Raw genomic sequence first — 23,049 nt, 5'->3', positions numbered from 1 at the left:
GATGGTGCGGATTCTTCTCAGATTCTTTGAGGAAACTGTTGAGCAGCCCATTGTTTCCCAGATTATCCTCGACTTGAAAGTGCCCCTCAACATTCTAACTGCTTACGTGAACAGCAAAGGCGGCGAAGTCCTCGTTGAGGTTCCCAATGAAGCCTTGGATAAGGTTGTGGCGGCTTTCCGCAAAAAAGGGGTCATTGTCAGCTTCCCCAAACTAATTGAAGTAGACACTGACAAATGCATCAGCTGCGGCTCCTGCGTTTCTTTGTGCCCAGTGGACGCCATCACCGTGGCGAAAGATTGGTCGATTGTCTTTGACCAGGAGAAATGCGTCGGCAGCACCTGCAGTGCCTGCGTGGATGCTTGTCCCGCGAAAGCCATAAAATCTGTTAAACAGAACAATTCGCATTAGAAGAGGCGGCACAATAGTCAGCATGACAAAACTGTTCAAAGAAGCTTTCACCTACAAAGACTCCCAATGCACCATCGTCTCCGACATTGAGCGCGGTATCCAAGCCGCCAAAACCTCAATTCAACATCATTACACCCAACTTGAAGCCTTCATCGAAAAGCACCCAAAATTCAACTACACCCTCAAACCTTTTCCCCCACCCACAGAACCCCCTGTGGCAAAGTTGATGGCTCAAGCCGCAGAAAAAGCCGACGTGGGTCCAATGGCTGCCGTTGCGGGTGTGCTGGCGGATTTAGCCGTCCAAGACATGGTCACAAATGGTTGCAGGGTAGCGGTTGTTGAGGACGGCGGCGAAATTTCTGCTGTTTCTAACATCCCAGTTGATGTAGCCGTTGTAGTCGGAGATGAACCATTGTCAAGACGCTTCGGTTTTCGTTTGACCGAGTTTCCCGTCGGTTTAGGTACCAGCTCTGGCAGGTTTAGTCACGCGTTGAGTTTTGGGGATGCTGAGGCGGCGACGGTTTTCTGCAGGGAAGCGGGGTTGGCGGATGCGGCAGCAACGGCAGTGGCAAACGTGGTGAAGGGCGAAGACTTCAAGGCGGCAATTGAACGTGGCATCTCGGTTTCTAAGTCCATTGTTGGTGTGGAGGGCGTGATGATTGTATATCAGGGGAACGTAGGCACATGGGGCAAGATTCCACAGATAATCAAAGTCAACCCAACAACACAATAAACGCCCGTTGGTGTGTAGGTTAACTACTTTTGGGTAGACCCCTATCCCTCTACCCTTTTAGTTTCTTTGCTGATTTGCCCACGGCATTCGCTTCAGGTCGCAGAGTTTGGCTCCGAAAAACTTTTATTTTTTAAGCTCGAAAAACATTAGCAGGTTCGAGGCTATACTCATGAATTCGCACCAAAACGCGAAAGAATTTTCTGCACGTTTCCCTAGCTTCGAGTACTACTTTTATTATCCCTATAACTGAGCCCAGAACAAAACTTTTGAGCAAAGTTCTGGGCGCGGATGGATGGCAAATGAAACCTGAAAAATCTTGCAAAAAAATCGTGGTTAAATTCGGTGGTTCTAGCCTAGCTGACCCTGAGCGGCTTTCCAAAGCGGTAGCTGCCGTGGTTAACGAAGCCAAAACAGGCACAAGGATAGCTGTGGTTGTCTCAGCGATGGGCAAAACAACGGATGTGCTTATGAACACCGCCAAAAACACCTCCAACGGAAAACTTGAGAAACACGAACTTGACGACATTCTCTCGATGGGTGAGCGGACAAGCGTACGTATATTTTCTGCTGCCCTGCGCACTAACGGTGTTGACTCCCGATACTTTGACCCACGAGACGAGGATTGGCCAATCATAACAGATGACTGTTTCTCTAACGCGAATCCTCAACGGCAACTCTGCGAGCAGAAAATCCGCGACTATGTGCTTCCCATAGTCGACAACGGCATTGTTCCAGTTATCGCGGGGTTCGTGGGCAAAACAGAAAAAGGTAACGTGACCACCCTTGGACGAGGCGGAAGCGACACCACCGCGTTCCTTTTAGCTGAAGCCCTCTGTGCAGATGAAGTGGTTTTAGCCACTGACGCCGACGGCATAATGTCTGCTGACCCCAAAGTTGTCACCTCTTCTAAACGCCTGCCCGAAATAGACGTAAACACTCTTGTGGGGCTGGCGGATTCAGGAGCCAAATTCATTCACCGCAAAGCCCTCAAATACAAGCCACCCGCCATTAACGTGCGTGTAATAAGCAGCACGTATGGTGATTTAACCCGAGAGGGCACAATAATCACTGGTGCCTTAGAAACCGAGCTGGATGTAGAGCAAGCAAACGAGTCACCCATCGCGGAAATAACCATTGTGGGTCATCGGCTTTCCGACAACTTCAAGCTTGTTGAAGGGTTGGTTGCCAAAGCCAAAAAACACGCTGCCCTACTCGCCCTATCAATGAATACTAATTCTGCTCTCCTCTACGTGTCCGCCGATAAAAACCTCGATGCCCTCTTTAACGACATCCACCAAACCGTCCTTGAAAACGAAGAAGCCAAAGCTATGGCGGTCAAAAAGGATATTGTTTTTCTGAAAATCCGCGGGGTCGGCTTGGAGGAAACGCAGGGCATAATTGGCAAAGTTAGCGAGGTCTTACGGGTGAACGGCATAAACATCGCGGGTATATTGACCATAACCTCAAGTATTTTGCTGTTTGTGGATTGGAGTGAACGAGAAAAAGCGTTGGAGTTAATCAGAAACTCCTTAAGGAGCAAATGAGATGGAACTCCCCAGAAATCACGAGTTTATTTGTGGAGCGGAATACAAGGGATGGATGTAGGGAAAAAACGGCGATTAACCCGAATATTCAGGGAAGACAACCGAACCGTCATTGTGCCCATGGATCACGGCGTAACCATTGGGCCATGTGCGGGCATACAGAACATGCAGAAAACAATCAACAACCTTCTTGACGGAAACGTGGACGCCGTTTTAGTTCACAAGGGCATCGCAAAAAGGGTTGACACGGGAAAAGCTGGACTTATCGTTATGCTTTCTGGGGCTTCAAACTTGAGCCCAAACCAGAACAAAAAAGTGCAAGTTTGCAGCGTGCAGGAAGCCGTACGCATAGGCGCCGACGGGGTTTCAGTGCACATTAACGTGGGGGCACAAGACGAAGACCAAATGCTTGCCATGTTAGGCAAAGTTGCGGAGGAATGCGACCTTTTCGGCATGCCCCTTTTAGCCATGATGTACCCGCGAGGACCAAAAATAAACGACGAACACGCCCTCGATGTCGTGGCACATGCGGCTAGGCTGGGTGCGGAGTTGGGCGCTGACATCATCAAAACCAACTACACAGGCAACGTGGAATCATTCAAAGCTGTCGTGGAATGCTGTGCGGTTCCTGTCGTTATAGCAGGGGGACCTAAAGCCAAAACAGCCTCCGACATCTTGGAAATGACCGCCGAAGCCCTAACCGCAGGCAGCGCAGGCTTATCCATCGGGCGAAACGTGTTCCAACACGAAAAACCCGCCCTCATGGTTAAAGCGCTCTCAGCAATCGTCCACGGCGGCGCATCCGTTGACCAAGCAAAGGCAATTTTGGAGGGGCAACCTTGAAGGAACTCTGGATACAAACCAACCAAGAAAACCTGTGCGGGCTGGCTTCTCAGTACGGCGACGCAGTTGTGAACGGCAACAAAATAGTCTTCACCGCCGACCAATCCGAAGTCACCCTCACAGACTTAGCCGCAGAACAGCAACCGATAGAAAACCTATCCACTCTACCTCAGGCTTTACGCATAACCATTAAAGGCAAGGAATCAGAAAATTTCGCGGTTCACGCCGCCGAGTTAGGCGTCAAATACATCGTTATTGACTGTGCGGATTGGCGGGTTATTCCACTGGAGAACCTCATCGCCAAAACCCGCGGCAAAAGCAAACTCGTCGCCGAGGTCGCCAACGCTGAAGAAGCCCGCGTCGTGCTTGAAACCCTAGAGTTAGGCACCGATGGTGTGCTGCTCAAAACCTCTGATGCTGACGAGTTGCTTAAGACCGTCGTCGTTGCAAAACCCAAGGCGCTGAAAACTGAGTTGACAACCGCAAAAATCTCCCTCACAAAACCCATAGGCAACGGCGCACGGGTCTGTGTGGACACCTGTGACCTGATGGAAGCAGGCGAAGGCATGCTTATCGGAAGCCAAAGCGCTGGGCTCTTTCTGGTGGAAGCCGAGGTGCACGAGAATCCCTATGTGGCGGCGCGTCCGTTCAGGGTCAACGCCGGCTCGCTTTCCATGTACACGTTGGGTTCACTACAAAACACACGGTACCTCTCTGAACTCAAGGCAGGCGACGAAGTAATAGTCGTCAACCGTGAGGGCAAAACCCGAAAAGCCAACGTTGGTAGAGTAAAAATCGAAATCCGCCCCCTTATGCTCATTGAAGCCCAAGTGGAAGGCAAAACCATCAAAACCATCCTACAAAATGCTGAAACCATCCGCGTCGTCACCCCAAACGGTTCCACCCCAGTCACCGAGCTCAAAGAGGGCGACGAAGTTATGGTTCACCTCTCAGCGAAAGGCGGCAGGCATTTTGGCGTCTCCGTCACGGAAGAAACGGTGATTGAACGTTGACCATTCGAATCTGCGTGTCGATTCTTCCCAAAACCGTAGCGGAAGCCCAAAAGCTAATCGCACAAGCCGAAGAGTCACAGGTGGATTTTGTTGAAGTCCGATTAGACTGCCTGGAAAAAAACGTTAAACTTTCCGATTTAACCGCACAACACAGTGTCCCCCTGATTGCCACGGATAAATCTCAAAAGAAAGAGGCGGACCGGCAAGAGTTTCTGTTGCACGCCGCGTTAAGTGGCTTTCGATATGTGGATGCTGAGTTGTCTACTCCTAAACTTCAAAACTTTGTCACCGAAGCCAAATCCCGCGGCGCCAAATGCGTCGTTTCCTTCCACGACTACACCAAAACCCCAAGCATCCCCGACCTAAACCGCATCTTGGAGCGGGAAATCTCCAGCGGCGCCGACGTCTGCAAAATCGTAACCACCGCCAACAAAATGGAAGACAACCTTACCCTGCTGCAGTTTCTTCAGGCAGCCCCCGTGAGGAAAAAACCCGTGTGCTTTGCAATGGGGGCATTGGGCAAGGTTTCGCGGCTTCTGTCGCCTCTTTGCGGGGGCTTCTTCACGTTTGCCGCATTGGAACGGGGCTCTGAAACAGCGCCTGGGCAAATGACGGTTACGGAGATGCGTTCGGCTTACGAGTTATTGGGACTCAAATGACCATGAACATATCTGGAAAAACCGCCCTATACGGCGTTATAGGCGACCCCATAGAGCACACTTTAAGCCCCGCCCTGCAGAACGCCGCTTTCCAAGCACTAAACCTAGACGACGTTTTTTTGGCTTTTCACGTGTTACCCAGCCAAGTTGAAGCCGCCATGAACGGCGTACGCAGCTTGGGCATACGCGGCTTGAACGTGACGATGCCTCACAAAAAAGCGGTTATCCCCTTTTTGGATGAAGTTGACGAAACCGCCCAGTTTCTCGAATCAGTTAACACAATCTTTAACGACAACGGCAAACTGCGCGGCTTTAGCACCGACGGCACAGGTGCCCACCGCGCGCTGGAAGAAAACGGGGCAGAATTGGCGGGAAAAAAGCTGGTTTTGCTTGGCGCGGGCGGTGCAGCAAAAGCCATTGCTTATGCTCTTGCACGAGAAGTTGACGAGCTGGTTCTTTTGAACCGAACGCCTCAGAAGTTGGCTGGTTTAGCGGAGACCTTGAACCAGAAATTCCGCAAAAAAGTTGCCGTCGCCTCAACTGCCCCTGACGATATCCGGCAAAACCTGCAGGACGCCGACATACTGATTAACGCTACCAACGTGGGCATGCAACCCCAACCCCGCCTGAGTCTTGTGAAGCCAGAATGGTTAACTTCCCGTTTGACTGTTATGGACATCGTGTACAACCCGCTGGAAACCCAGTTAGCTAAAGACGCCAAAACGGCGGGTGCCCGCGTGGTCAGCGGTGTGGAAATGCTGCTCTATCAAGGCGCGGCGTCTTTTGAGCTATGGACAGGCAAAGCTGCGCCCGTAGGAGTTATGAGGAAGGCAGCACTATCACAGTTGCATCAATAGGTGATAAAAGGTGACTCTGGGAAAAGCAACAGCCATCGCACACGGGGCAGCTACAATCGTGAACGCCATCGCCACCGGGGCAGGCGCAGCTTTCGGCGTGGACCTTTGGACTAAGGCTGAAGTGGAGCTTACCAGCGAACCAAACCTGATCCAAGCCAAAATTGTTTCGGACCCCTCAGAGAATACACTGTTAATTGAACGTGCCGCAACCAGAGTGCTGGAGCATTTTAAGGCGGAAACGCAGTTTGGCGCCAAAGTGACCACAACCTCAAACATTCCCGTTGCCCGCGGCTTAAAAAGCAGCAGCGTCGCCGCAAACGCTGTGGCGCTGGCAACTGTTGCCGCTTTAGGAAAATCTCTTGACGACTTGGCGGTGGTCAATTTGGGTGTGGACGCCGCCTTTGATGCACGGGTTACTGTGACGGGTGCCTTTGATGATGCGTGTGCATCGTTTCTGGGCGGCATCGTGGTGACAGATAACTTAAAGAGGAGACTTGTCAAACATTCAATATTGCCCGAGGGTTTATCTGTCCTGTTCCATGTGCCCTCCAAGAAGGCTTACACGGGCGACTCCAACGTAGCAAAACTGCAAACTGTTAAGCCGCTTGTGGACGTAGCCTACAAAGAAACCCTCCAAGAAAACTACTGGACTGCCCTCTCCCTAAACGGGTTAATCTACTCCGCAGCGTTAGGCTACGACTGCTCCGTGGCAATAGATGCCCTCAACGCAGGAGCACTCGCTGCGGGGCTCTGCGGAAAAGGTCCCGCCGTAACCACGGTGGTTTCCCCCGACGCAATTGACCACGTTAAGACCGCCCTTGAGCGGCACACAGGCGAAGTAATAACGGCAGGGTTAAACCACCAAAAAGCTAAAGTGATGACCCAACAATGACCAACCTCACAGTTCAAAGAACCGAAAAACTCCGAGGCGACGTATGCGCCCCTCCATCCAAACCCTACACCCAGCGAATGCTCATCGCAACCGCTCTAGCCTGCGGCAAATCCAAGCTGTCTAACCCACTAATCTCTGAAGACACCCAAGCCACCCTGCGAGCCGTCAAGGCACTGGGCGCAAAAGTCACAGAAACAGAGAACTGCTGGATTGTTGAAGGCACAACTCAACTAAAAGGCGCAAAAAAACCCATAGACTGCGGCGAATCAGGCGCTACCCTAAGGTTCATGATTCCCGTTGCCGCTTTAGCACCTGAACCATCCGTTTTTGTCCTCGGAAAAGGCTTAGCAAAACGACCCATAGCGCCGTTGCTGGAGAGTCTGAAAAAACTTGGTGCCCCAACCCAAATTCAGACGATGCGGGGAAAAACGTCTGTTGTTGTGGAAGGTGGAGGCATACACGGCGGACGAACCTCCATGCCTGGCGATGTAAGCAGCCAATTCGTTTCTGGGCTCATGTTTGCCTGCCCCTTGGCAAAAGCCGACACCTTGTTGACTTTAACGTCGCTGATGGAATCCAAAAGCTACGTGCTCATGACCGAAAATGTTTTGGACAAACACGGCGTCAAAGTCGATATTTCTGAGGATTTTAGCCGCGTAAAAATCCCCGCCGACCAAACCTACACTCCCTTAGACAGCATGGTTCCAGGCGATTTCTCTTCGGCGGCTTTTCTGCTTGCAGCAGCAGCCCTCACTGAATCCAACGTTGCCATCAAAAACCTTGACTATGGCTCAATTCAAGGCGACAAAGCCATCGTGCGTATCCTCAAGGAGATGGGTGTCAACGTCAAAGTTTGTGAGAACCAAATTGAAATCGAAGGCGATGGCAACCTGCTGACTGCTGGGGACGTGGATGCACGAGACATCCCTGACCTTGTTCCCATATGTACAGTGCTTGCCTGCTACGCTGACGGAACCTCGCGGATTCATGACGCGGAACGCTTAAAGTTCAAGGAATCTGACCGTTTAGCCACACTTTACGCGGAGCTATCCAAGATGGGCGCGGATATTGCTATGGATGAAAGCAGCTTAACCATCAAGGGACCTTGCAAACTTCACGGCACCTCAATAGACACCCACAACGACCACCGAATTGCCATGGCGTGCGCTGTCGCCGCTTTGCGAGCCGAGGGCGAAACGGTGATTCAGGACGCTGAATGTGTCAGAAAGTCTTATCCGCGGTTCTTCACTGATTTAACTGCGTTAGGAGCCGATGTCGTTGGGGAACTCGATAGGTAAAGAATTCACTGTTACAAGTTTTGGGGAAAGCCACGGACGCCAGATAGGCGTAGTTGTTGACGGTTGCCCCGCGGGGCTGCCTTTTTCTGAGGTGGATGTGCAGGCAGATTTGGACAGGCGGATTCCCCTGCAAAAACCCGAATTGGTTTCAGGACGAGTGGAAAAGGATGTTGTTCAGATTCTTTCGGGGGTCTTTAACGGATTCACGACGGGCGCCCCGATTTGCATGATAGTAGCGAACCGAGAAACCCGCTCCAGCGACTACGACAGCCTCCAAAACCTGCCCCGACCCGCCCACGCCGACTACCCCGCCAAAGTCAAGTACGGCAGCTTCAATGACTATCGTGGTGGTGGAAGATTTTCGGGCAGAGTCACGGTAGCGCTTATAATGGCGGGTGCTTTAGCAAAAAAACTGCTGAATCATTTAGGTGTTGACGTGTTAGCCTATACAGTGTCCATTGGCAGAAACCGCGTTGAAGAGTTGCCAAGCCTTGAAACTATTCGGCAAAACACTTACCAGTCAGCATCAAGGTGCCCCCACCTAGCTTGTGCGCAGCGCATGGAGGAAGCCATTTTAGAAGCACGCAAAGCCGGCGACAGCTTGGGCGGCATCGTGGAATGCATCGCTCTTAATGTTCCTGTTGGTGTTGGGGAACCGTTGTATGATACTTTAGATGCAGACCTTGCAAAGAACTTGTTTGCGGTTCCTGCGGTCAAAGGCGTTGAGTTTGGCGCAGGCTTTCGTATAACCGAACTTCTTGGTTCCCAAGCTAACGATGCCTTCCAAATGCAGGCCAACAAAGTGGCAACGGCAACTAATCAGTCTGGAGGCATTTTGGGCGGCATATCGTCAGGTATGCCCATAACTTTGCGCGTAGCCATCAAACCTACCCCCTCCATCACCAAGGAGCAGCAAACCGTTGACCTCTCCAAAATGGAAAACGCCAAAGTCAAAGTTGGGGGCAGACACGACCCCTGCGTGGTTCCCAAAGCGGTTCCCGCCGTGGAAGCCGCCGTTGCAATAACCTTAGCCGACCACCTGATTAGGGCAGGCTTCTTACCCCAAGTCCTCAAGAGGCAAGACTGATGGCTAACCTCAAAGACATGCGCAAAAAAATTGACTTTGTAGATGAGCAGATTTTGCGTTTGCTTGCTGACCGCGTGAAAATCTGCGAAGACATCGGCTCTGCAAAGAAGCTGCAGGGGTTGCCCGTGAAGGATTTGGCGCGTGAAAAACTGCTTTACCAGCGCATTCGAGACCAAGCCGAGCAGTTGGGGATTGACCCCGTTTTAGTTGAGGCAGTTTACCGCGAAATAGTTAATATGTGCAGTTCCGTTCAAGAATAGGAACTTACGCTAACTCTTTACGGAGAGTAACCTGTATGCTATATGAAATAAATGAGAAAGCCCTAAAACTGGAAAGTGAAGGTAAAAAAATAATCCGACTTAACTTGGGCGACCCCGACTTAGACACGCCTCCTGAAATTGTAGAATCCGCGTACGCTGCAATGAAGGCAGGAAAAACCAAGTACTCTTCTGCTTACGGCGAAATGAAACTCCGCGAAGAAATCGCCCAAATTCACGGCGTCAAAGCCGAAAACGTTGTAATCACCCCTGGCTCTAAGTGGGGCGTCTTTGCCACCATGTATTTAATGACGCGAAACGGCGGCAACATCATTATCCCCACACCTTACTGGACCGCCTACAGCCTGATTGCAAAAAACATAGGTGCCACCGTAAAACTTCTTCCAACCAAATTGGAGAACGGCTGGAAAGTAGACCCCGCTGAACTTGAGGCGCTTATTGACCAAGACACCAAAATGATTATTCTCAATAACCCAAACAACCCCACCAGCAAAATCATGGATGACAAAACCCTTGATGCCGTGGTTGAAGTTGCCAACCGCAGAGGCATAACCATACTCTCCGACGAAGTCTACGCTGCCATCGCCTTCACCAAAACCAAAAGCATCTTGGAATACGACGGCGAATGTAAACACATCCTCAGTAACGGCTTTAGCAAAACCTTCACAATGACCGGCTGGCGTATCGGCTACATCATCGCCGAAAAAATGCTGGTGGACAAGATAACCAAACTAAACCAAATAACAATCAACAACGTCCCCGTTTTCGTTCAAGAAGCCGCCATGAAAGGTTTAGAGCTGCGAGAAAAAATCGCGACCGCCATCAAAAACGAGTACAAAGAACGCGCTGACATAGCAAGCGAGATGCTAGCAAAAGCGGGCTTTTCCTTCTCTAAACCCGAAGCCCCCTTCTACGTGTTTCCCAAACGCGACGGGTTAAACTCCGAAAAATTCACCATGGACCTGCTTGACAAAGGCGTCGCCATCGCTCCAGGCTCCTCTTTTGGAGACTACCTTGAACACTTCCGCATCTCTTTGACGGCACCACGCGACCAGATAGAAACTGCGCTACAACGCATCTGCGAGGCTCAGTAAAATGAACACCGCGATTCTGGGCGCAGGAAAAATGGGCGTCTGGTTCGCGAAGTTCTGCAAAGAAAACGGAGACCACGTTATCCTCGCAAGCAGAAACACGCAGAAGCTTGCGGTGCTGGGAGAAGAGCTTGGCGTACAAACCGCCACTTTCACTGACGCCGTGAAAGCCGCCGACCGCATAATGCTCTGCGTTTCCATAAGTTCCTTTGAGGAAGTGGTCAAAACAATCGCCCCTAACACACGCGAAGACCAAGTCATCATGGACATCTGCTCAATCAAAGAGTACCCTGTTAAGGTGATGCATGAGAACTTGACGCGTGGCTTGGTTTTGGGGACTCACCCCCTTTTTGGTCCAGGAAGCAAAGGCGTCAAACACAAAACCTACATCCTCACACCCACCAACGCCCAAGAAACTGCCTACGCCGACGAATTTCGCAAATGGCTCGATAAGGAAGGTGCCCACGTTTTTGTAATGTCGCCGGAAAAGCATGATGCGTTGATTTCTGTGGTTTTGGGGATGCCGCACTTTCTTGGCCTTGCCGCTTGTGAAACGTTGCTGGAGCAACCTGATTTTGCCGAGACCAAGCAGGTGGCGGGAACCACGTACCGCATGCTGTTCACGTTAGCAGAAGCCACAGCGCTAGAAACACCTGATTTGTTTGCTAATCTTCAAACAAAACTGCCCAAAATTCGGGAAATCGAGGCGCAATTCATCACGAAAGCCCAGGAGTGGCTAGACCTGATAAAACAGCAAGATTCAGCAACCATCACTGAACGGATGAAGCAGCTTAAGCAAAAGTTGGAGAAATCTGACGCTGACTTCGTTAAATCCTATGAAGTCATGTACAAAATGCTTGAGTCAACAGAAAAATAGCCTTTAACTGTTCGACTTGCAGGTTGCGCCGCGTCAAGTAGCTTTTAATGGCCTTTCAAGAAGGAAGAAGCAATCATGGCATGCATACTGCCTGAGAACCCCCTCGATTTGTGACCTGGTTCATTCCCTTACACCGTATCTTTTCTCTAACTCCAATAATGAACCAATTTTGCCAATTTTCTGAAATTCTGTCTGCTCGGCTGCAAGGTTCCATTTCATGCTAAAGTAGTCTCGCATTACTGCAATGAACTCTCTATTATTTGACCATAGACTTGTTAGCGCTTCAGAATTCAGGGGGTCATAGGTTACTATCTCCGAAGTTTTGCCATCAACTAAAGCCAGAATTGCAGGTGGTGCAGTTGAAAGATGTCTAATTTCTAAATCGCCTTCTTTCTTTAATGATAGAACGCTTTTGGGTATTCCCTGATGTATCGAGGCATTTGTGAGAGTTCGTATAATAACTCCCCGTTTTAGAGCATTCTCAAAAAGCTCAAAATGTTTGTCAAGCACTCTAAGAAACTGATTCCACTCTACTATGCAATCTATCGTGCTTTCAACCTTCTTAAGAGTCGCCATTAACTCTCTTCTTTCTGCCTTCTGGCCATAAATTAAGAAGTATTTAGGCTCCTCGTGCTCTTTTCTTTCAAAAACCCTTTTTCTATGGTGTTTAACTATTTGATGAGCTCTGACTTTAATTGCCTCATGCTCCTCGTTTGCTTGCTCTAAAAGTGCAGTGATTCCCTCGGTGATGGTGAGTGCCTCGTAGGTGACTGGGTTTGTCAAGATTTTTCTAACCAAGCCCAGTTGTCGGAGTATGGGCATCACTCGGAAGACTTCGGACCGTTCAATCTGGGCGTTTTTCGCGATTGATGTGACCCGTGAGGGTCCCAATTGAACCATGGTTATGTAAACTTCGGCTTGCCGGGTGGTCAACCCAAGCAGGTTTAGGATCTCGAGTTCTTCAGTTTTAAAATTCAATATTTCTTCTCTCCAGCTTCCATTTTTCTTAAGTTGTGAATATAAATTTAACTCGGAATCCTCGCGTGCTACACTTCGCTGCTAGTACGTACAATACTAGCAAACCGCTATAAGCGGTTCAGAAAGAATTTGTGAACCATTATGCAAACGGAGAAAGAGACATGAAAAATTTTGGGAAAAAACCCTATTCAAGAAACAAAACCACAGCAGCCGCAATTGCATTGCTTTTGATTCTCAGCATGACTTCTGCTCTTGTGCTTTTGCCCTCTTCTCATGCCTATTCGCCTCCTTGGGTCATTCCAACCAGCGCCTACGTCACTGTTACTCCAAACCCCATCGGCGTTAACCAACGTTGCCTAATCGTTGTGTACACTGACCGGTATTCGCCTACAGCCGGCGGCGCAGTTGGTCAAGTCTGGGAAGGCTACCAGTTGGATATCACCAAACCTGACGGAACCACCGAGACGATAGGACCATGGACCTGTTCCAGTGCAGTCGCCAGCGACTTCGTGTCGTACACGCCTGACCAAATTGGCAATTACACTATAGTGTTCAGTTGGCCTGGAGGCACCGTCAAGTCCAGTGCAGCCACCTATGATACGCCCACAATTGGTGACGAATTTCTTGGCTCAACAAGTGAACCCTGCTCCCTTGTCGTAACTGCCGACCCCGTATCTTATTGGCCTGAAGCATCCCTTCCCGATGGATATTGGACCACGCCCATAAACAGCCAAAACCGAGATTGGTCCCAACTTGCAAGCAACTGGTTGGGGGGCACCTGGCTAACTAACAGTTTCCAAAGAGCCGGCACTGGACCAAAAAGTGCTCACGTGTTGTGGGCAGCATCGCTTTGTGCTGAATCACCCTCAAGCAGTGGCTACCCAGGGGGCATCGCCGATGCACAATGGCCCTCGATATCTAACAACATAAACGACTATCAGAGTTCTTTTCGCAACCCCATAATCATGAACGGAATACTCTACTATAATGCGCCTACAACTCAACAGACGGCAAAATATGGTTACTACGCAGTTGACCTCTACACTGGAAACCAGATTTGGTATAAGAACGGCACCGACAATGGCCTTGACAATCCTTACTCAATAACTACACCCAGCCACATATCCACCGCCCCTTCATACGCGCAACAATTCTACGTGCTATCCTGCGGTCAACTATACCACTACAACTCAGTTAATGGCGATGGAGTCGCCTCGTTCCTGTGGATGCAGCAGCAAATGGCTACAACATTCGCTACCTCAATGTCAACGTGGTACATGCTTGACTCCACAACTGGAAACGTAATCCTGACCCTGACAAACGTGCCCAGAGGCACCTCAGCAACAGGCGAAGATGGAAGTCTGCTGATCTATCAGTACGACAGTGCCAATGGCAACTTTCTCTGCTGGAATTCAAGTAAGGCTATTTATCCTGGAGGCGCAACATCGAGCGGTGCACAGGTTTTCCGACCTGCATTAGGCGCAGTAATCGACGCGGTTAACGATACAGCCTGGTTAAATGCCAGCACAACTTGGGGCAGCAGTTTTGAACCCGACCTACAAACTGCATTGCTGACTCCGCACTCAGGCTACACAATGAACGTAACCGACGACTCCCTCAAAGGTCTGCCGGGGTCCATGACGATACTTCAAGATAGCCAACGCGTACCCAAGCAGATATTTGGTTCATCGATCGCTTCCACTTACGGCAGCATCGGAGGCTCCTGTACTGGAGACACAATCGCCATATGGCTTGCAACAATAAATGAGCATGCTACAGATTACAGTCCTTGGCCAACTTTAGACCCCTGCGTTAACACCAACCTTGGCTTCACTATCACACTGGACTATAACAAGGACATAACAGTTCCGTTGCCGGGACAAAACCACACTTGGAGCATCGCCACAGTGGACTATGACAGTGGCATCTTTGTTCTAAGATGTGCACAAACAGGTCAACTCTGGGCTTATGAGTTAGCAACTGGAAACCTGAAATGGGGACCCACTGCAACGCCGCCTCCAAATGAACAATTCTACTACTACAGTCAACGCGCCGCCGTCTACGATGGTGTACTCCTAGTTACGGGACAATACACTGGAGCAATGTACGCATACGACGCTATTACGGGTCAAGAACTTTGGGTTTACAGAGCATCATCAGCACCCTACGGTTTTGAAAGCAACTACGGAGAAAACATGCCACTTAGCATAGGTGCAGTCTGCGACGGAATGGTTTACGTTTACTCCACTGAGCACTCGCCAACCAATCCCCTCTGGCGCCAATCCTACGTACGCGGCATCAGCATAGATAACGGTGAGGAAGTCTGGAAACTGGCATGTTTCAGTCAGGGAATTGCTGTAGCAGACGGCTACCTCATAAGCTCCAGCCAATATGACAACAAGATATACTGCATCGGCAAAGGACCCAGCGCCACAACCGTTGAGACCCAAGACTTCGCAGCACCCCTTGGCACTGAAGTGTTGATTACGGGCACAGTGACTGACCAGTCCCCTGGAACAACCTGCTTTGGCGCCTCAGCCGCTGGTACCCCAGCAGTTTCTGATGAATCGATGGGTGCATGGATGGAGTACCTTTACTGTCAACAATCAAAGCCAACAGATGCTACGGGTGTTCCCGTTTGTTTAACGGCAGTTGACCCTAACGGCAACACTCAAGAAATCGACACTGTGACAACAGACCTGACGGGCAACTTCGCGCTGTCTTGGGATCCACCCGTCCCCGGAGTCTACACCATAACAGCTACGTTTGAAGGCTCTGACAGCTACGGTGGCTCAAGCGCACAAACCAGCTTACTAGTGAGCGAAGTAGCGGTAGCACAAGTCACGCCCAGCAGTCCACCGCAAACTGCAAACCCAACACAAGCTCCGACAGCAACTTTAACTTCTCCCTCTCCCAGCCAAGCAGAAGCTCCAATGCCCACCAGCGGATTAACCACCACAACATACATTGTCATCGCAGCCGCAGCAGTCGTCATTATAGTGGCAGCCGCAGCAGTCCTCCTTAGACGACGCAAATAAACGCAAACCCCTCTTTCCTTTTTTTATTCCCCACAAGAACCGAAGCAGGATTGGGCTGAGTGAGCTCTGGAAAGATGAATTTCCCCCTTGCTCGTTGGGTCTTAATTCTTCTCTCCTGACATTTTTGTTCCAGAGCCCCAGCAAACCAAAAATCTGCTGGCGGCTTCAAATGTGTTTTTTTCTTTGCTCAACTGCCGCTTCTGAAGTTGTTTGTTTACACAGTTTTCAGGTTTTCAGGCTAAATTTATTAGCGTACCACAATTAAAAGTAAAGAACTATGTGGAGCACAAAAGACCTCACGATGGTTGTTTCTCTGGCGGTTGTTGGTTTAGTTTTGACTTTGCTAGTTGTGCAGAGCGCTTCTATGATTACAGGGATTCCGGGGGCGAATGCTGTTTTTACGGTTATTTTGGCTACTTTGACCAGTTTTTCTCTTCTTATGTACGAGGGCAGGCGTTGGAGGTTTTTTGCTCAGATGACGATTTTCATGCTGCTTATTGTCCCTACATATTTGGGTGGGTTGCCCTTTGATCTGCTGGGTAAAATCTACATCGTTGTTACCGCTTTTGTGGTTGATATTGTAGTCAACAGTCTGTATCCTGTTTTCAGTGGTCGTAAAAAGCTGAAATTGTGGAGTGTCCTTAACGGTTTGTTTTATTGGGTGCTGCAGCCGCTTGTAAGTATCCTTATTTCTACCTTTTTGTATGCCCCTGCCTTTTTTTCTACCTTTGTTTCCGTTTTTGTCATGCTTTTGCCTGTGACTATCGTGGAGTCTTTAGCTGGCGGTTATCTAGGCTATCGCCTGTATCAACGAGTTAAAACAACTAAGCAAGGGTAAAGGCGCACCCGATTTGATTTAGGTTTAGAAAGTGGTGAGGTACTGTCTAGGCCCTGGCCAGCGGTACGTTTCCCTCATGCTGCACTCAATTTTCTTGATGTAGGGTATTTTCGTTAATTTATCGTTAAAAGCAACAATATCGTCGCAGTCCTTTATTAAAACGGCTACCGACAAATCATAGTCACCACTCAATTTGACAACATGGCTTACCCCGGGTATTTTGCACAACGTCTCCACTATTTTGTTTGTTTCGCTTTGTATCGCTATCGAAATACGCGTATCCAAAATTATTTTGAAACCCAGTTTTTTGGGGTTGATTTGTATCGAGGCTTTGATGTAGCTGTTCTTTTTTAGCCGTTCATATCTTCGACTAACCGTTTCTGTCGAAATCCCCAGTTCCTGCGCAATTTTACTAAACGGTATACGTCCATCAGCGGTGAGCTTATCTATTATCTGGGTGTCTATCTCGTCAAGTTTTAGTTGATTGATTTTTCTGAAACTTGAACTACCGCTCGTAGTGTTGTTTGGCGTTTCCTTAAGAAAGCTTGTGACGATGTTTTCTGGAATATTCCTCACGTCAGTCCAAATGTACGTTTTCATTTCGTTTACGGGGTTTTGTCTTGTTATGGTTTCTTTAACCACATCCAAATCACTCAAATCACGTAGCGTGGTTATGGATGAAATGTTGTTTGTTGCATTGTAGTTTCGCATGCTTCTGACGTCGGGGATTTTGTTAAGACGTGACAATACGTCGTTGACATATTGTGATTCCACGTTAAGCAGCACCATTGCTACTCCGCTGTAACCGAAGTTGCGGTAGTTGAATTGAATGGTGGCGCCAACGATGATGCCGTTTTCTTTCATTTCTTTGTAACGTTTCCAGACAACGTCCTGAGATACGTTGCAGTTTTTTGCTATTGTTGCAAAAGTTTTTCTTCCGTCTTCTAGTAGTTCCCATAATATTTTTGCGTCTGTTTCATCCATTTCGTTGCAACCGTTTTCTTGTATTATTGATGTAGGCTGTTCTTTATCTTTTACTTCCGAATATTTACGGCTACTTTTGGGTTTGTTAGCGTAATTTTTAGATTTTTACAACAAAAATCGTAAATTCCCGATAATTTTATGTTTGGAGTCCCTCGTAGTGTTCTGAAGAAAGGCAAAAAATATAGGAGAATGAGGATGAATGATAAGTTTAAAAAATAAAAAAATCGCAACCGTGGCTACACTGATTATGACGCTTTCAATCGCTGCCACATTATTTGCTTTGCCAACCGCCATCGCGCATGAACCCGCTTTGGATGTCCCAACATGGGCTTATATTTCAGCTTCACCCAACCCCGTCGGCGTGGACCAGACTGTCCTTATTGTTTTTTGGATTAACCAAGTGCCCGCAACCTCTCAAGGATTGGGCGGCGACAGGTGGCGTGACTTAACCGTAGAAATCAACAAGCCAGACGGAACCACCGAAACTTTGGGTCCTTTCACGTCTGACCCTATTGGAGGAGGCTACGCTATGTACACCCCTGACTCCATTGGAACATACACCATGACCTTCAAGTTCCCAGGGCAGGTCCTCTCGTTGTATGGACCAACAGGTGAAATCGGCCAACCCAGCGACTACGTAAACGACACTTTCCTGCCCAGCAGCGCCACACTTGACTTAGTGGTGCAACAAGACGAAGTGTCTCCACCCTCAAGCTATCCCCTTCCAACGGAGTACTGGACGCGACCCATAGAAGGACAAAACACTGCTTGGGCTACTATCGCATCCAACTGGCTTGTTGGTGCAGGACCCGCTGAAACATATAATGTTCAGCCAAATGGTGCGGCTCCAAACAGCCCACATGTTATGTGGACAAAGCCCCTCCAAGATGGAGGTGTTGTCGGCGGAAGCTACCCTGTTTCGGACATAACATACTATGCTGGAGAATCATACGAGGTGCGCTTTGGCAATCCAATGATCATACATGGAAGACTCTACTATCCACTGCCGTTGGGGCATGCGAACTCTGGCGGCGGCTACTTGTGTGTTGATTTGACCACTGGCGAAACCCTCTGGTCACAAGAATGGACAACCGCTCTTCCATCGTTTGGTCAACTCTTCGACTATGAATCTCAAAATCAGCACGGCGTTATACCCGATGGAACTCTGTGGCGTGTAAGTGGAACAACTTGGATGGCATACGATTCATTAACTGGGCTTTGGCTCTACAACTTAACCAACGTTCCGTCAGGCAGCAACATCATGTACGGTCCGCGCGGCGAAATAGTACGTTACGTCATTGAAAACAATAACCATTGGCTTGCTTTGTGGAACAATACTCAGCACAATGTGGGCTTAGAAGGCGCCACCGATGAAACAAGCACTGCAGCTTATCAATGGAGACCTAACGGGAAATCAGTTGACATGAGCAGCGCCTATACTTGGAACGTAACAATCCCCCGCCTTAACGGCTATGGCAATCCAACAGTGCGCAAAGTCATCCCTGAAGACATGCTGCTTGGAAGCTTCGGTTCCGCCTCAACTACGAGATACCACACAGAGACTGAATTGGCATACACCGTGTTTGCAATTAGCCTGAAACCCGAATCACGAGGCGAACTCTTATGGATCAAGGATTACACCACTGTCGGAAACGTCACACGCCAATGGGGTCTAACTGACATCGAAAACCGCGTGTTTACGCTTGCAGACCAGCAGACAATGCAGTGGTCCGGCTACAGCATGGATGACGGAAGCTTGCTTTGGGGGCCAGTCGGCGACGAAACCGCCTTCAACTACTACTCTTACGGTGGAATGGGCGGCTATCATGCTGGTGCACAATCCCTAGCTAACGGCATATTGTACTCTGCAGGAACAGGCGGAATAATCTATGCTATGGACATAAAGACAGGCGACCTTTTGTGGACATTTGGCAACGGCGGTCCAGGAAACAGCACGCACACACCACTAGGAGAACCCTACCCCAACTGGCCAATTTACATAGGCAACATCGCTGACGGAAAAATCTACACCTTCACCTACGAGCACTCAAACGATAAACCCTCACGCAAAGACGCAATGGTATACTGTATCAACGCAACAACCGGCGAACAAATCTGGAGTTTACTTAGCTGGCCTTCTTCAACCAACCACGCTAACAGAGCCGGCGTAATTGCCGACGGTTACCTAGTCTATTTCAACACCTACGACAGCCAACTCTACGCCCTAGGTAAAGGTCCAACCGCAACCACCGTCACCGCACCAAACATTGCTGTACCCCAAGGAACCCCCGTACTAATCCAAGGTACCGTCACTGACATCGCGGCGGGCACAAACCAAAACGAACAGACAACTCGCTTCCCCAATGGTGTTCCTGCGGTTTCTGATGATTGCATGAGTGCTTGGATGGAGTATGTGTACATGCAGAAGCCTAAGCCTAACGATGTTTTAGGCGTTTCAGTGCATTTGACTGCTGTTGACCCCAATGGAAATACACAGGATATTGCGACCACAGTTACTGACTCTCTTGGCAATTTTGCGTATGCGTGGACTCCGCCCGTTCCAGGAACATACACGGTGACTGCAACCTTTGATGGCTCAGAATCATACTACCGCAGCCAAGCAGGAGCAGCCTTTATCGTTTCAGAAGCCACAGCAGCCGCGCCAGCTGTGGTGCCAACCCAGCCATCTGACACAGCAACACCAGCCGTAGTAACACCAACGCCCGCCTCGCCTTCACCCAGTGAAGCTCCACAACCATCCACCACCGCAGGTACACCAGCAACCATCTACATCACTATCGCCGTAGCCGTCATCGTAGTTGTTGCAGCTGCTGCAGTGTTAGTGCTTAGACGAAAATAAACCCCAAACACCTTTCCTTTTTTTGTGGAAAAATGAGTTTAACGGAGCGAAAAATGGGCTGAGTGGGCTTTGGGAATGAATTTCCAACTTTGCTCTTTGTTTGGACGTTTGTTTCTTTCTCTCCTAAGATCCGTCCCAAAACCCCAGCAAACCCTTTCAGCGCTATTTCCTTTTTCTGTAAATGGCGTTTCATATTTCGTCAAATCCATTTTGAAAACCACGGTTTAGGGGTGCTTTATTTTTCAGGTCGTTCGCTCGAAGTATAATTTGCCTGAATTGGTTGCTTGGGCAAATTTAGATGTTCTTGACGTGGAATAATACTTGGTATTGTTACAATTTTTTTGGGGTCTTTAGCCAACATAGCCACCACAATAACCGAAACAATTCCCGATGCGCCCAGCACAAACCCCGTCGCTTCATAACTGTATGCATTTAATGCTAGACCGCCGATAGTAATTCCGATAAGAGAACCCAAACTGGAAAATGCTCCGCTTAAAGACATCATTGTGCCACGGAAATTTGACGTTTGCTCCAAGTTCAGCCCTGCAAACGCGGTCGACGCAAAGCTGAAGCATAAGATTCTGGCTGTGCTTACTCCCCATGACAAAGCAAAGGTCGGCATAACCATCATCAAAATTATCAATACACTCTCGACTAATCCCCCAGTTATCAAGAGGATTTTTCGTCCAGTCCGATTTAGCAGTCGACCAGCAACTAAACCCGCAACTACGCCTACTGAAGAGTTAACTAATATCGTCAGAGACGCCATGCTTGTAGTTATTGCAAATTGATGCTTCCAAAAAGAAACCAAGTACACAGACATCGCACCTGCCGACGCAAAAAACATTATTCCAATAAGGCAAGCTAAAATGGATATGTTCGAAAGAATTTGTTTAAGTCCTGGCAAAACAGGCTCGCTGGGTGTTTCCGGTTCTGGTTGTTTTGATTGAATGGCTATTTTGGAAAAAACCAAGCTTACCAATGAAATAGGTAACGCAAACCAAAGCATAACTACCCGCCAGTCTCCAAAACTCGAAATTAGCCCGATTAGTGGTGCCCCAACGATGAAACCTAAGCTTCCAGCTGCGACTATTCCGCCAATCGGTTTACCCCTCTTTTCTGGAGGATAAAAGTCACCCACCAACGAATATGCCATCGCAAGAACTATAACTGATCCAACGCCGTCAAGAAAGTGTGCCAATCTTAAGATGTCCAGCGTTGGAGATAGAAAGGCTATTATGCTTGCGATAAATTCACAGGTCAACCCAAATAACAAAAGCGATTTATGTTTAAAGCGAATGCTAAGTACAGCAATTAATAGTCCAAAGATCACTCCTGCGATTGATGAGCTCGATCGTATGCTGCTTGCTATACCAACCTGAATTTGAAAGGTTTTGGCGATGTCTGTAAGAAGTAACGGTGCCGAGACATCTAGTATTGTTGTTGCAAAAACTGCAAGGATTATCGCTGGAAGAAGGAGTCCTGTTTGAATTTTCCTTTTGGGGGAAAGGAACCTGCAGCCCACCGTAAGCCCCCTATCCCAACTCCTTCCAACCATTTAATATTTAACCCTTTTGAGAATTCACTTAAATGGAGTTTTCTTCTGGGTTTCATGCAGCAAAAAGAAAACTTCTTTCTTATCGCTTTGAATCAAAAAGGAATTGCAGACTCCCACAGTTTGTCAAAGTAGTTTCGGAACATTAGGATGAATCCTGCGTGATTTGTCAAAAGACATGGAGACTCCATATAGCTGGCATCGGGCTTGATTAGAAATGTTGCTACTTCATTGTCGAAAATCGCGCCGACAACTTTAGGGACCTCTGTGATGTACCTCCGTTGTTTATTGGATAACCTTTTTCCTTCAGGTTCAGGGCGGTTTTGGACTATTTTATTGGTTGGATTCTCTATTATTGAACGAAGTTTTACTCCTCGTTCCAGTGCCTTTTTCTCGGCATCAGCGTAGATGTCTGCCGACTGTGCGGACCTTTTTTGAGTCGAGATAATATCTATGCTGTGTTTAGCATTCTGATAGTTTTTGATGCTGGCATTAATGTATGAAGTTCTGGGGGAAACTATCAAGAATTGATCTTTAGACATTTGAGGTTGATCACAGATGGGTGTTTCAAATTTTTCGCCTAGAAGTGTTGTTAGCTGTGTGACCTCGACAAATTCGTCTTTTCTCCTTTCGTTTAAAAGCGCGATGCCTTCCTTTATTGGAATTGCTTCGTAGAGGTTTGGTTTTGCTATAATCTTGTTAACTAATGATAAATTTTGAAGACCCACGACTGCCCTATAGGTGTTGGCAGCGTCTGTTCTAGCCAACTGTGCAATTACTTTGGTTGATGTCCGACCTATAATGACCAGAACTAGGTATGTTCTAGCCTGCGCGTAGCTAAGTCCAGCACGAACAAGTGTCTGGATGTCTCTCTCCGATAGTATCATTGATTCTCACTGTTTCTTTCAGGAGGTATACATTGTCTATTATGCTGTCCGTTTTTAACCGTTTTTAAAACTCACGTTTGTATTGTACACACCTTAGTTCTTAATAGGATTTTAAGACAAAGCTGGTGGCAAAAAAAAGGGGGAAATACGAGTAAAAATCAACAACTTTGAACTCTTTAAAACTTGTGAAAAAAAACTTCACGCTTGTCGAAAAACAACTAAACCAAAACCTGCAACCGCTGCTGTCGCTCTACTCCTAATTCTGGCTATTGCTACCTCAATGGTCACCATTTCAAATGTGCATGCTGCAGACCTCAGTACTTACTCT

General features: G+C 48.5%; 20 protein-coding genes. 16 read left to right on the top strand and 4 right to left on the bottom strand.

Annotated features, from left to right (window positions below):
• The first annotated feature begins 1 nt into the window (after nucleotide 1).
• From ACBZ72_10620 to ACBZ72_10560, 13 genes are all read left to right on the top strand, one after another.
• Nucleotides 2-409 (top strand): 4Fe-4S binding protein, encoded by a 408-nt coding sequence (locus ACBZ72_10620; GenBank protein XES76622.1) that lies wholly within the window; start codon nucleotides 2-4, stop codon nucleotides 407-409.
• 22 nt (nucleotides 410-431) lie between these two features.
• On the top strand, nucleotides 432-1,142 hold the full coding sequence (locus ACBZ72_10615) for a UPF0280 family protein (GenBank protein ID XES76621.1): 711 nt from the start codon (nucleotides 432-434) through the stop codon (nucleotides 1,140-1,142).
• 299 nt (nucleotides 1,143-1,441) lie between these two features.
• On the top strand, nucleotides 1,442-2,686 hold the full coding sequence (locus tag ACBZ72_10610) for an aspartate kinase (GenBank protein XES76620.1): 1,245 nt from the start codon (nucleotides 1,442-1,444) through the stop codon (nucleotides 2,684-2,686).
• Nucleotides 2,687-2,737: 51 nt separating this feature from the next.
• Entirely contained in the window at nucleotides 2,738-3,529 is a 792-nt protein-coding gene (locus ACBZ72_10605; protein XES76619.1) for a 2-amino-3,7-dideoxy-D-threo-hept-6-ulosonate synthase, read from the top strand.
• Nucleotides 3,526-4,542 carry a 3-dehydroquinate synthase II gene (locus tag ACBZ72_10600; GenBank protein ID XES76618.1) on the top strand — a complete coding sequence of 339 codons (1,017 nt, stop codon included), beginning with the start codon at nucleotides 3,526-3,528 and terminating at the stop codon, nucleotides 4,540-4,542. Before ACBZ72_10605 ends, ACBZ72_10600 begins: the two co-directional genes overlap by 4 nt.
• The gene (locus tag ACBZ72_10595) at nucleotides 4,539-5,201 is read left to right on the top strand and encodes a type I 3-dehydroquinate dehydratase (protein XES76617.1); all 663 of its coding nucleotides are present in this window, start codon (nucleotides 4,539-4,541) and stop codon (nucleotides 5,199-5,201) included. Before ACBZ72_10600 ends, ACBZ72_10595 begins: the two co-directional genes overlap by 4 nt.
• The gene (locus ACBZ72_10590; GenBank protein ID XES76616.1) at nucleotides 5,198-6,058 is read left to right on the top strand and encodes a shikimate dehydrogenase; all 861 of its coding nucleotides are present in this window, start codon (nucleotides 5,198-5,200) and stop codon (nucleotides 6,056-6,058) included. Before ACBZ72_10595 ends, ACBZ72_10590 begins: the two co-directional genes overlap by 4 nt.
• Nucleotides 6,059-6,068: 10 nt before the next feature.
• A complete protein-coding gene (locus ACBZ72_10585; GenBank protein ID XES76615.1) occupies nucleotides 6,069-6,950 on the top strand; it encodes a shikimate kinase in 882 nt (293 codons plus the stop codon).
• Nucleotides 6,947-8,248: a 3-phosphoshikimate 1-carboxyvinyltransferase gene (aroA, locus tag ACBZ72_10580; GenBank protein XES76614.1), complete on the top strand. Its 1,302-nt coding sequence runs from the start codon at nucleotides 6,947-6,949 to the stop codon at nucleotides 8,246-8,248. The genes ACBZ72_10585 and aroA overlap by 4 nt, the downstream gene beginning before the upstream one ends.
• A complete protein-coding gene (gene aroC / locus ACBZ72_10575) occupies nucleotides 8,229-9,335 on the top strand; it encodes a chorismate synthase (protein XES78678.1) in 1,107 nt (368 codons plus the stop codon). The genes aroA and aroC overlap by 20 nt, the downstream gene beginning before the upstream one ends.
• Nucleotides 9,335-9,595 carry a chorismate mutase gene (locus ACBZ72_10570; protein ID XES76613.1) on the top strand — a complete coding sequence of 87 codons (261 nt, stop codon included), beginning with the start codon at nucleotides 9,335-9,337 and terminating at the stop codon, nucleotides 9,593-9,595. Before aroC ends, ACBZ72_10570 begins: the two co-directional genes overlap by 1 nt.
• Nucleotides 9,596-9,630: 35 nt before the next feature.
• On the top strand, nucleotides 9,631-10,707 hold the full coding sequence (locus ACBZ72_10565) for a pyridoxal phosphate-dependent aminotransferase (GenBank protein ID XES76612.1): 1,077 nt from the start codon (nucleotides 9,631-9,633) through the stop codon (nucleotides 10,705-10,707).
• Nucleotide 10,708: 1 nt separating this feature from the next.
• Entirely contained in the window at nucleotides 10,709-11,581 is an 873-nt protein-coding gene (locus ACBZ72_10560; GenBank protein ID XES76611.1) for a prephenate dehydrogenase/arogenate dehydrogenase family protein, read from the top strand.
• Nucleotides 11,582-11,701: 120 nt separating this feature from the next.
• On the opposite strand, the gene ACBZ72_10555 is transcribed toward ACBZ72_10560, so the two are convergent.
• Entirely contained in the window at nucleotides 11,702-12,559 is an 858-nt protein-coding gene (locus ACBZ72_10555; protein ID XES76610.1) for a TrmB family transcriptional regulator, read from the bottom strand.
• 161 nt (nucleotides 12,560-12,720) lie between these two features.
• Between ACBZ72_10555 and ACBZ72_10550 the strand changes: the two genes are divergently transcribed.
• A complete protein-coding gene (locus tag ACBZ72_10550; GenBank protein ID XES76609.1) occupies nucleotides 12,721-15,597 on the top strand; it encodes a PQQ-binding-like beta-propeller repeat protein in 2,877 nt (958 codons plus the stop codon).
• Between the two features lie 277 nt (nucleotides 15,598-15,874).
• On the top strand, nucleotides 15,875-16,435 hold the full coding sequence (locus ACBZ72_10545; protein XES76608.1) for a hypothetical protein: 561 nt from the start codon (nucleotides 15,875-15,877) through the stop codon (nucleotides 16,433-16,435).
• Between the two features lie 24 nt (nucleotides 16,436-16,459).
• On the opposite strand, the gene ACBZ72_10540 is transcribed toward ACBZ72_10545, so the two are convergent.
• Nucleotides 16,460-17,419: an Lrp/AsnC family transcriptional regulator gene (locus tag ACBZ72_10540; GenBank protein ID XES76607.1), complete on the bottom strand. Its 960-nt coding sequence runs from the start codon at nucleotides 17,417-17,419 to the stop codon at nucleotides 16,460-16,462.
• A gap of 199 nt (nucleotides 17,420-17,618) precedes the next feature.
• Here ACBZ72_10540 and ACBZ72_10535 point away from each other — a divergent pair, with 199 nt between their 5' ends.
• Nucleotides 17,619-20,279, top strand: coding sequence for a PQQ-binding-like beta-propeller repeat protein (locus tag ACBZ72_10535; protein XES76606.1), 2,661 nt, complete (start codon nucleotides 17,619-17,621; stop codon nucleotides 20,277-20,279).
• Between the two features lie 235 nt (nucleotides 20,280-20,514).
• On the opposite strand, the gene ACBZ72_10530 is transcribed toward ACBZ72_10535, so the two are convergent.
• Complete coding sequence (locus tag ACBZ72_10530) at nucleotides 20,515-21,804, bottom strand: MFS transporter (GenBank protein ID XES76605.1); 1,290 nt, start codon at nucleotides 21,802-21,804, stop codon at nucleotides 20,515-20,517.
• Between the two features lie 125 nt (nucleotides 21,805-21,929).
• Entirely contained in the window at nucleotides 21,930-22,721 is a 792-nt protein-coding gene (locus ACBZ72_10525) for a TrmB family transcriptional regulator (GenBank protein XES76604.1), read from the bottom strand.
• Between the last annotated feature and the right edge of the window lie 328 nt (nucleotides 22,722-23,049).

Source organism: Candidatus Bathyarchaeia archaeon, assembly GCA_041447175.1.
Lineage (GTDB): Archaea > Thermoproteota > Bathyarchaeia > Bathyarchaeales > Bathycorpusculaceae > JADGNF01.
This window is presented reverse-complemented; position numbering and strand designations above follow the sequence as displayed.